10 protein-coding genes are annotated in these 11,968 nt (G+C 71.6%); 9 read left to right on the top strand and 1 reads right to left on the bottom strand.

Annotated elements, in window-relative coordinates:
* The first annotated feature begins 132 nt into the window (after nucleotides 1–132).
* Together AC3CCI_RS14270 and AC3CCI_RS14275 are read left to right on the top strand one after the other, a co-directional pair.
* The gene (locus AC3CCI_RS14270; RefSeq protein WP_354595109.1) at nucleotides 133–801 is read left to right on the top strand and encodes a DsbA family oxidoreductase; all 669 of its coding nucleotides are present in this window, start codon (nucleotides 133–135) and stop codon (nucleotides 799–801) included.
* Nucleotides 798–977, top strand: a complete 180-nt coding sequence (locus AC3CCI_RS14275) for a hypothetical protein (protein WP_354595108.1) — start codon at nucleotides 798–800, stop codon at nucleotides 975–977. Before AC3CCI_RS14270 ends, AC3CCI_RS14275 begins: the two co-directional genes overlap by 4 nt.
* Here AC3CCI_RS14275 and AC3CCI_RS14280 read toward each other — a convergent pair.
* Nucleotides 967–1,503, bottom strand: a complete 537-nt coding sequence (locus tag AC3CCI_RS14280; protein ID WP_354595107.1) for an aminoacyl-tRNA deacylase — start codon at nucleotides 1,501–1,503, stop codon at nucleotides 967–969. The two genes, AC3CCI_RS14275 and AC3CCI_RS14280, sit on opposite strands and share 11 nt — an antisense overlap.
* A 15-nt stretch (nucleotides 1,504–1,518) precedes the next feature.
* Between AC3CCI_RS14280 and dusB the strand changes: the two genes are divergently transcribed.
* The 7 genes from dusB (at nucleotide 1,519) to AC3CCI_RS14315 (ending at nucleotide 11,967) form a co-directional block, all read left to right on the top strand.
* Nucleotides 1,519–2,676, top strand: a complete 1,158-nt coding sequence (gene dusB, locus AC3CCI_RS14285) for a tRNA dihydrouridine synthase DusB (protein WP_354595106.1) — start codon at nucleotides 1,519–1,521, stop codon at nucleotides 2,674–2,676.
* A 47-nt stretch (nucleotides 2,677–2,723) separates the two neighbouring features.
* The gene (locus AC3CCI_RS14290) at nucleotides 2,724–3,995 is read left to right on the top strand and encodes a deoxyguanosinetriphosphate triphosphohydrolase (protein ID WP_354595105.1); all 1,272 of its coding nucleotides are present in this window, start codon (nucleotides 2,724–2,726) and stop codon (nucleotides 3,993–3,995) included.
* Between the two features lie 111 nt (nucleotides 3,996–4,106).
* Nucleotides 4,107–6,014 carry a DNA primase gene (gene dnaG, locus AC3CCI_RS14295; RefSeq protein ID WP_354595104.1) on the top strand — a complete coding sequence of 636 codons (1,908 nt, stop codon included), beginning with the start codon at nucleotides 4,107–4,109 and terminating at the stop codon, nucleotides 6,012–6,014.
* Between the two features lie 310 nt (nucleotides 6,015–6,324).
* Entirely contained in the window at nucleotides 6,325–7,947 is a 1,623-nt protein-coding gene (locus AC3CCI_RS14300) for an ABC transporter substrate-binding protein (protein WP_488627588.1), read from the top strand.
* Nucleotides 7,948–8,105: 158 nt separating this feature from the next.
* Nucleotides 8,106–9,200 (top strand): ABC transporter permease, encoded by a 1,095-nt coding sequence (locus AC3CCI_RS14305; RefSeq protein WP_354595102.1) that lies wholly within the window; start codon nucleotides 8,106–8,108, stop codon nucleotides 9,198–9,200.
* Nucleotides 9,201–9,202: 2 nt separating this feature from the next.
* Nucleotides 9,203–10,216 carry an ABC transporter permease gene (locus tag AC3CCI_RS14310; protein WP_488627589.1) on the top strand — a complete coding sequence of 338 codons (1,014 nt, stop codon included), beginning with the start codon at nucleotides 9,203–9,205 and terminating at the stop codon, nucleotides 10,214–10,216.
* Nucleotides 10,213–11,967 (top strand): dipeptide ABC transporter ATP-binding protein, encoded by a 1,755-nt coding sequence (locus tag AC3CCI_RS14315; RefSeq protein ID WP_488627590.1) that lies wholly within the window; start codon nucleotides 10,213–10,215, stop codon nucleotides 11,965–11,967. The genes AC3CCI_RS14310 and AC3CCI_RS14315 overlap by 4 nt, the downstream gene beginning before the upstream one ends.
* Nucleotide 11,968 lies beyond the last annotated feature (1 nt).

Below are 11,968 nucleotides of genomic sequence, written 5' to 3' on the forward strand. Positions count from 1 at the left end.
GGGTGACGGCGGAGCGGGGGGCGGGCGCGCGACGACGGAGCGAGGTGGGCGCGTGTCGACGGAGCGGGGCGGGCGGGGGCCGGCGGAGCCACGCGCGGGAATGGCCGCGCCCGGGGCCGAGTTGAGCCTGCCGTGACCTCAGCCCCCGCCACCCCGTCCGCGACCGTGAAGGTCGACATCTGGTCCGACATCGCCTGCCCCTGGTGCTTCATCGGCAAGCGCAAGTTCGAGGAGGCCGTGCGGCGCTTCGGCCGCCCCGTCGAGGTCGAGTACCACTCCTTCGAGCTGTCGCCCGACACCCCGGTCGACTTCGAGGGCGACGAGGTCGACTTCCTGTCGACGCACAAGGGGATGCCCGCCGACCAGGTCCGCGGCATGCTCGCCACCGTGGCAGGCATCGCGTCCGAGGTGGGCCTCGCCTACGACTTCGACCACCTGCAGCACACGAACACCGTCAAGGCGCACGAGGTGCTGCACTTCGCCAAGGCGAACGGCCGTCAGGTCGAGATGAAGGAGCGCCTGCTCCACGCCTACTTCGAAGAGGGCCGTCACGTGGGCCGCGTCGACGACCTCGTGCAGCTCGCCGGCGAGGTCGGCCTCGACGAGTCCGCCGCCCGGGAGGCGCTCGAGTCCGGTCGTCACCTCGACGACGTCCGTGCCGACCAGGCCCAGGCGCAGGCCTACGGCATCTCGGGAGTCCCCTTCTTCGTCCTCGACGGCAGGTACGGCATCTCGGGTGCCCAGGCGCCCGAGGCCTTCGTCCAGGCCCTCGAGCAGGTAGCCTCCGAGGCGACGCGGTGAGCGGCTCCTCCGACTCGCGAGGCCCCCTGTCGTCCGGCCCGTTCACCATGCTCGGCGCGTCCGACGCCGTCGTCTGCGAGGGCGACGCCTGCCTCGTCGTGCCGGCTGACGCCTCGGTCGCGCCCGACGACGCGGCGGCGGGAGACCGGCCCGGGAGGCGCGGAGTCAGTCGCTGATGTCGGCCACCGTCGCGTCGTACGCCCGCACCAACTCGTCGGCGTCGACGAAGGCGCTGAAGCCGTGTGCGCCCGCGCCGAGGGCGACGCGTCGACCGGTGACGCGGGAGTCCGCGACCACCGGCCAGGCCGTCGCACTGCCCATCGGGGTGATGGTGCCCCGCTCGTATCCCGTGGCCTCGAGGGCGACGTCCGCGCTGGGCATGGACAGCTTGTTGACGCCGACGGCGGCCCGCAGCTTGGCCCACGAGATCTGGCGGTCGCCCGGCACGAGCGCGAACACGAACGACCCGTCGTGGCGCTTGACCACGAGGCTCTTGACGATGTCGGACGGCTCGAGCCCGAGCAGGGCGGCCGCGGCCTCCAGCGAGTCGGCCGCGGGTCGGGCCACGATCTCGACCGCGACTCCCCGCGCGGCGGCGTCCGCGCGCACCCGGTCGGTGCCCTCGGGCCGGTCGGCGTCGTGCCCTGCGTCGCCCCCTGCGACCGTGTCGTCCACACCGCTCGTCAGCCCGCCGTCGCTCATGGGAGAATCGTAACGATGTCCACCACCACCCTGCCTTCGCGAGGCCTCTCGATCGGCCCGATCGACGTGGCCTCGCCGGTCGTGCTCGCCCCGATGGCGGGCATCACCAACACGGCCTACCGTCGTCTCTGCCGCGAGTACGGCGCCGGCCTCTACGTCAGCGAGATGATCACGAGCCGGGCGCTGGTCGAGCGCACGCCCGAGTCGATGCGCCTGATCCAGCACCACGAGTCCGAGACCCCGCGCAGCATCCAGCTCTACGGCGTCGAGCCCAACACGGTGGCCGAGGCGGTCACCATGCTCGTGGCCGAAGACCGCGCCGACCACATCGACCTCAACTTCGGCTGCCCGGTCCCGAAGGTGACGCGCAAGGGCGGCGGCTCGGCCCTGCCCTGGAAGATCGGGCTGTTCCGCGAGATCGTCGAGGGGGCCGTCAAGGCCGCCGGTGACATCCCGCTCACCGTCAAGATGCGCAAGGGCATCGACTCCGACCACCTCACGTACCTCGAGGCCGGCCGAGCCGCCCAGGGCGCCGGCGTCGCGAGCATCGCCCTGCACGCCCGCACGGCCGCCGACTTCTACTCCGGCACGGCCGACTGGTCCGCCATCGCGACGCTCAAAGAGGCGATCACCGACGTGCCCGTGCTCGGCAACGGTGACATCTGGTCGGCGGCCGACGCCCTGCGCATGGTCGACGAGACCGGCTGCGACGGCGTCGTCGTCGGACGGGGCTGCCTCGGTCGGCCATGGCTGTTCGGCGACCTGGCCGCCGCCTTCCGAGGCGAAGACCTGAAGGCCGAGCCGACCCTCGGCGAGGTGGGCCGGGCCTTCCGGCGTCACGCCGAGCTGATGGTCGAGTTCTGGTCGGGTGACGAGGGGCGCGCCTGCCGCGACATGCGCAAGCACGTCGCCTGGTACTTCAAGGGCTACCCGGTGGGCGGAGAAGTCCGGGCCGCCCTGGCCCTCGCCGACTCGCTGCAGCAGATCGACGACCTCCTCGCCACGATGGACCCCGACGAGCGCTACCCCGGTGAGGCGGCCGAGGGCCCCCGCGGCCGAGCCGGCAGCCCGAAGCGACCGGCGCTGCCCGACCGCTGGCTCGAGAGCCGCGACCTCGACGAGGCGTTCAAGGCCGAGCTCGCGGCGGCCGAGCTGCACCACAGCGGCGGTTAGGCACGTCCGTCCGCTCGATCCCGTCCGTTCCTGACCGAGAGGCCCCGGTGTCCACCGAAGCCCTGCCGAGTGCCGCCCCCGGGTACGACCCCGCCGACTCCGAGCGCTGGCTGCCCGAGCAGCACTCGAACCGCCGCAGCGACTTCGCCCGCGACCGGGCCCGCCTGCTGCACTCGAGCGCGCTGCGTCGCCTGGCGGCGAAGACGCAGGTGCTGAGCCCCACGGCGGGCCTCGACTTCGCACGCAACCGTCTGACGCACTCGCTCGAGGTCGCGCAGGTCGGTCGCGAGCTCGCGACCAGCCTGGGCCTCGATCCCGACGTCGTCGACACGGCCTGCCTCGCGCACGACCTCGGCCACCCGCCGTTCGGTCACAACGGCGAGCGGGCCCTCAACGAGTGGTCGGCCGACATCGGCGGCTTCGAGGGCAACGCCCAGACCCTCCGCCTCCTGACGCGCATCGAACCCAAGGTCATCGACGCCACCGGTCGCAGCTTCGGCCTCAACCTGACGCGGGCCAGCCTCGACGCGAGCTGCAAGTACCCGTGGCCCGCCGCCCAGGGCATCCCCGACCCGGGGGGACGCATGAAGTTCGGCTTCTACGACGACGACACGGCCGCCTTCGAGTGGTTGCGTCGGGGAGCCCCCCGGCGGCGCCGCTGCGTCGAGGCCCAGGTGATGGACCTCAGCGACGACATCGCGTACTCGGTGCACGACTTCGAGGACGCCGTGGTCAACGGCTACGTCGACGTCGCGAGCCTCGGCGCCCGGGTCGACCACGACTCGCTCGTCACGGCCATGCACGAGTGGGTCGGTGGCGAACTCAGCCGCGACGAGTTGACCGAGGCCTTCGACCGGTTGCAGGCGTTGCCGTTCTGGCTCGAGTCCTACGACGGCAGCCGCTTCGCGCAGGCACGCCTGAAGAACCTGACGAGTCAGCTGATCGGCCGCTTCGCGGGGTCGGCGACGCAGGCGACGCGCGAGTCGTACCCGGGTGACGCCCTGATGCGCTTCGGGGCCTCCGTGGTCGTCGCGCCCGACGTGATCGGCGAGATCGCCGTGCTGAAGGGCATCGTGGCCGCGTTCGTGATGACCCGCGACAACCGACAGCCGATCTACCTGCGGCAGCGCGAGGTGCTCACCAGCCTCGCCGACGCCCTCTGGCAGGCGGGCCCGTCCGAGCTCGACCGCGGTTTCGCCGCCGACTGGGGTTCGGCCGACGACGACGCCGCGAGGCGTCGCGTGGTCGTCGACCAGGTCGCGTCGCTGACCGACCAGAGCGCGATGGCCTGGCACGACCGGCTCACCGCCGGTCGATAGGGCGGGCCGCCGAGGAGGCGCGGGTCCTGCCCAGCCCGGCCGCGCCTCCTCGTCCTCCCGCGGTGGGTCCCTCGGGTCGGCGTCGTCGGTGGCGCGACCTACAATCGACACGTGCCCGGCCTGATCAAACGCAACGACATCGACGAGGTCCGGTCGCGCACCAACATCGCCGACATCGTGGGCGACCACGTCACGCTCAAGGGGGCGGGGGTCGGTTCGTTGAAGGGCCTGTGCCCCTTCCACGACGAGCGCAGCCCGAGCTTCCACGTGCGGCCCCAGGTCGGCCGGTACCACTGCTTCGGCTGCGGCGAAGACGGCGACGTCTTCAGCTTCGTGATGAAGACCGACCACACGACGTTCCAAGAGGCCGTCGAGCGCATGGCCGCCCGCATCGGCTTCGAGCTGCACTACGAAGACGGTGGGCAGGCGAGCGACCACGGCAACCGGGCACGGCTCATCTCGGCGAACGAGGCGGCGCGCGAGTTCTTCGTGGGTCGGCTGACGGCCGCCGACGCCGAGCCGGCACGGCGCTTCCTCGGCGAGCGGGGCTTCGACCCGGCGGCGGCCGAACGCTTCGGCGTCGGCTTCGCCCCCAAGTCGTTCGACGCGCTCCGCTCGCACCTGAAGGGGCTCGGCTACCGCGACGACGAACTGGTCACGGCGGGGCTGCTCAGCCAGGGCGATCGCAGCCCCTACGACCGGTTCCGCGGCCGACTGGTGTGGCCGATCCGCGACGTCACCGGGTCGACCATCGGGTTCGGTGCCCGGCGCCTGCTCGACGACGACAAGGGCCCCAAGTACCTCAACACCCCCGAGACGCCGATCTACCACAAGTCCCAGGTGCTCTACGGGCTCGACCTGGCCCGACGCGACATCTCGAAGGGCAAGCAGGTCGTCATCGTCGAGGGCTACACCGACGTGATGGCCTGCCACCTCGCCGGGGTCACCACGGCCGTGGCGACCTGCGGCACCTCGTTCGGCGTCGACCACATCAAGGTGCTGCGCCCGATGCTCGGCGACGTCGGCGGGGCCGACACGTCGACCGGCGGCGAGGTCGTGTTCACCTTCGACCCCGACGAGGCGGGGCAGCGGGCCGCGTCCCGCGCCTTCGCCGAAGAACAGCGCTTCGCCGCCCAGACCTTCGTCGCGGTGGCCCCCGACGGGCTCGACCCCTGCGACCTCCGTCTCAACCGGGGCGACGACGCCGTGCGTCGCCTCATCTCGACCAAGCGACCGATGTTCGAGTTCATGATCCGGCGCCTGATCGACGGGCACGACCTCGAGACGGTCGAGGGTCGCGTGTCCGCGCTGCGGGCCGCCTCTCCCGTCGTCGCGGGCATCCGCGACCGGTCGATGACGCAGGGCTACGTGCGGTCGCTGGCCGGCTGGCTGGGGCTCGACCCGGCCGACGTCGCGACGAGCGTCGACGACGCCCGCCGCGCCTCCTCGGCGCAGCACGCCCTCGAGCGGACGCAGCCGAAGAGCGTGTCCGACGGCCGGCAGTCCATCACCAGCCTGCCGCCCGTGCCCGACGAACCGGCCGGCCCGAGCCTGCTGACCCTGCCGGGCGACCTCACCACGCGCACCGAGCGCGACGCGCTGATGGCCATGCTGCAGCACCCCGCCACGGTCGGCTTCGACCTGATGCAGCGCGCGGCCAGGGCACGCATCGAGAACAGCGCGTTGGCGGTCGTCCGCGACGCGATCGGTGCCAGCCTCGACCGGTTCGACTCGTCGGACTGGCTCGACGTGGTGCTCGGCCAGACCCCGTCGCCCTTCGACGCGCTGGCCAAAGAGCTTGCGGTCGCCCCGATCCCCGAGCGCGAGGGACGCGAGATCACCACGTACTGCCGCGGCATCGTGGTCTCGATCGTCGAGCGCGACCTGATCCGCGAGAAGTCCGAACTGCTCGGCCAGTCGTTCCGCACCGACGTCAAGGCCGAACCCGAACGCTGGCGCGAGATCCAGGTGCGCATCGCGGCGGTCGAGGCCGACCGGCGGTCGATCCGGCAGGAGTGACGACGGGGCGTGCCGACCCCGGGGCGTCCGGCCGGCCCGCCGCGGGTCGTCGGGTCCGGCGCGCTGCGGGTCGTCGGCTCCGGTCCGCAGGCCCGCAGGCCCGCAGGCCCGCCTCCGGGTCCGAGCAGCGGGGCCCGGGGCCCCACCCGCGACCCGACCACGTGGCAAGGGTTCGTTGCGGGCCTGTAAACAGTTGCGCGATGAACCCGTTGCACGGTCACGTGTGTGTTACCAATGAACGTTCCCCGAAACGGCCGCGTCCACAGCACGGCCCGGGACCCCTTGCACACAGAGAAAGAGGTAACCGGATATGACATCCGACTCCACGCTCGCCCGACGCGCCCTGGCCGTCGTCGGTGGCGCCGCTGCCACCGCGCTCGTCCTCTCGGGCTGCGCCTCCGGTGGTGACGCGACCGACGCCCTCGACGGTCTCAGCATCGGCACGACCGACGTCATCACGTCGCTCGACCCGGCCGGTTCGTACGACAACGGCTCGTTCGCCGTCCAGAACCAGGTGTTCGGCTTCCTGACGAACGCCCCGTACGGCAGCCCCGACGTCGAGCCCGACCTGGCCGAGTCCGCCGACTTCACCAGCCCGACCGAGTACACCGTCAAGCTCAAGGACGGCCTGACCTTCTCGAACGGCAACGCGCTCACCTCGAGCGACGTCAAGTTCAGCTTCGACCGTCAGCTGGCGATCGCCGACCCCAACGGCCCCTCGTCGTTGCTCGGCAACCTGGCCAGCACGGACGCGCCCGACGACACGACCGTCGTCTTCACCCTCAAGTCGGCCGACCAGACCTGGCCGCAGGTGCTCTCGAGCCCCGCCGGCCCCATCGTCGACGAGGACGTCTTCTCGGCGACCGCGCTGACCGACGCCGACGACATCGTCACGGGCGACGCCTTCTCGGGTCAGTACAAGATCACGGACTACTCGCAGAACGAGACCATCGCCTACGAGGCGAACGACGCCTACGACGGCGTGCTCGGGGCCCCGAAGACCGACTCGGTCACGGCGACCTACTACACCGAAGAGACCGACCTCAAGCTCGCCGTCCAGAACGGCGACGTCGACGTCGCGAACCGCAGCCTGAGCCCGACCGACCTGGCCGACCTGGCCAAGGACGACTCGCTGACGGTGCACAACGGCCCCGGTGGCGAGATCCGCTACCTGGTGTTCAACCTCGACACCATGCCCTTCGGTGCCACGCAGCCCGACGCGGACGCGGCGAAGGCCCTCGCGGTCCGCCAGTCGGTGGCCGACACGATCGACCGTGAGGCCCTCGCCAAGGACGTCTACAACGACACCTACACGCCGCTCTACTCGGTCGTCCCCGACGGCCTGACCGGTGCCACGAAGCCCCTCGAGGGCCTCTACGGCGACGGCCAGGGCGGCCCCGACGTCGACAAGGCCGCCGCGGCCCTGTCGGCCGCCGGCGTCAGCACCCCGGTGTCGATCGACCTGCAGTACAGCCCCGACCACTACGGCGCGTCGAGCGACGAAGAATACGCGCTGATCAAGTCGCAGCTCGAGGCGAGCGGCCTCTTCACCGTCAACCTGCAGTCGACCCTGTGGGACACCTACAGCACCGAGCGCCGCGAGGACGCCTACCCCGTGTACCAGCTGGGTTGGTTCCCCGACTTCTCGGACGCCGACAACTACCTGACGCCGTTCTTCAGCGCGGACAACTTCGTCGGAAACCACTACGACAGCCCGACCGTCCAGGGTCTGCTGACGCAGGAGATCGGCGAGCAGGACGCCTCGGCACGCGAGGCCGTCATCGGTCAGATCCAGGACGCCGTCGCGGCCGACCTGCCCACGCTGCCGCTGCTGCAGGGCACGCAGGTCGTCGTGTCGCAGTCCGACGTCAAGGGCGTGGACGACACGCTCGACGCGTCGTTCAAGTTCCGTTACGGTGCGCTGAGCCGCTGACGCGCCTCCTCGTCCCCTGAGCCCCGCCGGTCCGCCGGTCGGGCTCGGGGGGCGGGGGACTCCGCACCACGGCCGTACGCCGAGGGGGCGACCCGCGACACCGCGGGGCGCCCCCTCCGGCCTGCGACCGGCACCACACCATCGAAAGGCCCAACGACGTGACCCTGATCACCGACGGCTCCCTCACGGCGCCGCCCACCTCGACCCCCGGGAAGTCCCGGGGCTCCGGCGGCGGCGGCCTCGGACGCTACATCGTGGTCCGCGCGATCCTCATCGTGCCGACCGTGTTCATCCTCGTCACGCTCGTGTTCTTCCTGATGCGCGTCGTCGGGAACCCGATCACCGCCTCCGTCGGCGGGCGCCTCACCGAGGCGCAGCTGCAGGAGCGCCTCGCCGCGGCCGGCTACGACCGCCCGGTGATCGTGCAGTACCTCGAGTACCTCGGCCAGATCGTCCGCGGCGACTTCGGCACGACCGCGACCGACAACCGTGCGATCAGCGACATCCTGCTGCAGTACGGCAGCGCCACCATCGAGCTGGTCTTCTACGCGCTGATCGTCGCGCTCGTGCTGGGCATCCCGCTCGGCATGCTCGCGGCCTACGTGCGCGACCGTTGGCCCGACGCCATCCTGCGCGTGCTGGCGATCCTCGCCTACGCGACCCCCGTCTTCTTCGCCGGCCTGCTGCTCAAGCTGACCTTCTCGGTCTGGCTCGGCTGGCTGCCCCTCGGCGGTCGCGCCAGCACGCGCGTGGCCATCGCGCTCGGCCGCATCGACGACCCGACGGGCATCTACATCGTCGACGCCCTGCGGACGGGCAACTCGACGATCATCACCGACGTCCTGTCGCACGCCGTGCTGCCGGCCCTGGCGCTCGGCGTCCTCACCGCGGGCATCTTCCTGCGCCTGGTGCGCACCAACGTGATCGGCACCCTCGGCTCCGAGTACGTCGACGCGGCGCGCTCTCGAGGCGTGAGCGAGTTCCGCCTCGTGCGGGCCCACGCCCTCAAGCCGGCGCTCATCCCGATCATCACCGTGATGGGCCTGCAGATCGCCATGCTGCTCGGTGGCTCCGTGCTGACCGAGACGACCTTCGGCTGGCGGGGGCTGGGCTTCCAGCTGCAGCAGTACCTGTCCGCCCGTGACTTCGTCGCCGTGCAGGGCATCGTCGCCGTGCTCGCCGTCATCGTCGCGGTGACCAACTTCGTGGTCGACGTGATCGCCGCGCTGATCGACCCCCGGGTGAGGTACTGACCATGACCTACGCAACCGTCGCGGCCGACCGCCGCGAACCCCTCTTCCTGCGCCTCCCCGTCGTGGCCCAGATCCGCCGCTCGGTCGGGCTGCAGCGCGGCATGCTGCTCACCGGCGTCGTCATCGTCGCCGTCTTCGTGCTGCTCGCGGTCTTCGCGCCGCTCATCGCCCCGTACGGCTTCGGCCAGCTGCGCGGCGCCACCGAGGCGTTCCCGCGCCAGGCGCCTCCGTCGGCCGAGCACCTCTGGGGCACCACGGTCGGCGGCTACGACGTCTTCAGCCGCGTCATGTGGGGCACCCGCACCGCCGTGGCCGTCGTCATCGTGGCCGTCGTGCTCTCGATCACCATCGGCGTCACCCTCGGCCTGGTGTCGGGCTACCTCGGCGGCTGGCTCGACCGCGTGCTCGTCGTGATCGCCGACGCGGTCTACGCGTTCCCGTCGCTGCTGCTCGCCATCGTCGTCTCGATCGTCATCAGCGGCGGCCAGTCGAGCCTGTGGGGCGGCATCGTGTCGGCCGGCATCTCGATCACCGTGGTGTACGTGCCGCAGTACTTCCGCGTCGTCCGGGCCGAGGCCACCCGACTGAAGGCCGAGGCCTTCGTCGAGTCCGCGAAGGTCAACGGCAGCAGCACGGGCCGCATCATGTTCAAGCACGTCCTGCGCAACGCGACGCGCAGCCTGCCGCTCATCCTGACGCTCAACGCGTCCGAGGCGATCCTGACCCTCGCGGCCCTGGGCTTCCTCGGCTTCGGCATCGGCCCGACGGCGGCGGCGGAGTGGGGCTACGACCTCAACCGTGCCCTCTCCGACACGGCCAGCGGCATCTGGTGGACCGGCGTGTTCCCGGGTGCGGCGATCGTGCTCATGGTGCTCGGCATCACGCTGATGGGCGAGAGCATGAACGACCTGGCCGACCCGCGCCTCCGGACCCGCCGTCGCGCGAAGCGCAAGACGGGGGCCACCCGCGCAGCCGGGCAGGCACCGACCACGACGAACGACGAGGTGACCGCATGAGCGCCGACACGACCACGACGGGCCGACCGGCCGCCCCCCGCGACGAGCGCCCCGTTGCCGTCGGCATCACCGACCTCGAGGTGACCTTCGCGACCGACGGCGGTGACGTGGCCGCCGTGCAGGGCGTGACCCTCGACGTCCGTGCCGGCGAGGTCCTGGCGATCGTCGGCGAGTCCGGCAGCGGCAAGACGGTGACCGCGAAGACGATCCTCGGCCTGCTGCCCGAGACCGCCGTCGCGACGGGAGCCGTGCTGCTCTCGGGGCAGAACGTGCTCGAGGTCGGCGCGAAGAAGGTGCGCGAGCTGCGCGGCACCGACGTCGCCATGGTCTTCCAGGAGCCCTCGACCGCGCTCAACCCCGTCTACACGGTGGGCTGGCAGATCGCCGAGGGCCTGCGGGCCCACGGCAAGGTGGGACGCAAGGAGGCGCGGGTCAAGGCGATCGACATCCTGCGTCGCGTGGGCATCCCCGACCCCGAGACCCGCGTCGACTACTACCCGCACCAGTTCTCGGGCGGGCAGAAGCAGCGCGTGGTGATCGCCATGGCGCTCGTGCTCGACCCGTCGGTGATCGTCGCCGACGAACCGACCACCGCCCTCGACGTGACGGTCCAGGCCGAGATCCTCGACCTGCTGCGCCGCTGCCGCGACGAGTTCGGCACGGCCATCGTGCTCATCACGCACAACATGGGCGTCGTCGCCGACCTCGCCGACCGGGTCGCGGTCATGTACCTCGGCAAGGTGGTCGAGCAGGCCCCGGCCGTCGAGCTCTTCGCGAACCCGCGGGACGACTACACGAAGCGCCTGCTCGGCTCGGTGCCCAAGCTCGAGGCCCGCGGCCACACCCAGCAGGAGCAGCCGGCCGACAGCGAGGTCGTCGTGCGGGCGCGGGGACTCGAGATCGAGTACCCGGGCCGCCTCGGTCGTGGTGGGTTCCGGGCCGTCAAGGGCGTCGACTTCACGATCGCCCGCGGCGAGGTGCTCGGCCTGGTCGGTGAGAGCGGCTCGGGCAAGACCACGATCGGGCGGGCCATCGCCGGCCTGACGAAGGTCACCGGTGGCTCGCTCGAGGTGCTCGGCATCGAGATGAACGGCGTGCACGAGCGGGACTTCAAGCCGAAGCGCGCCGACATCGGCTTCGTCTTCCAGGACCCCGCGTCGAGCTTCAACCCGTTGCTCACGATCGCCGAGTGCGTCGCCGAGCCGCTCATCGTGCACGGTCGTGCGAAGGACGCCCGGGCCGCCCGCCCGCGCGTCGACGAGTTGCTCGAGGCGGTCCAGCTGCCGAAGTCGTTCGCCGACCGGTACCCGCACGAGCTCAGCGGCGGCCAGCGTCAACGGGCGAGCCTCGCCCGGTCGCTCGCCCTCGACCCCACGCTGCTGATCGCCGACGAACCCACCAGCGCGCTCGACGTGTCGGTTCAGGCCCGCGTGCTCGAGCTCTTCACCGAGCTGCAGTCCGAGCTGGGCTTCGCGGCGCTCTTCATCAGCCACGACCTCGCGGTCGTCAACATGCTCGCCGACCGCATCGGCGTGCTGTTCCACGGCGACCTGATCGAGAGCGGGCCGAACGACCAGGTGCTCGGCGCCCCCGAGCACCCGTACACCCAGCGCCTGCTGGCCTCGCTGCCGGTGCCCGACCCGATCGAGCAGGCGTCGCGGCGCGAGCACCTGGCCCGGCTCGACCGCGAGGCGGCGACGGGCGGCGACCGCACGGCGATCGACGGCCACCCCGCCGGCGGGGCGGCCTGAC

Source organism: Frigoribacterium sp. CF331, assembly GCF_057787905.1.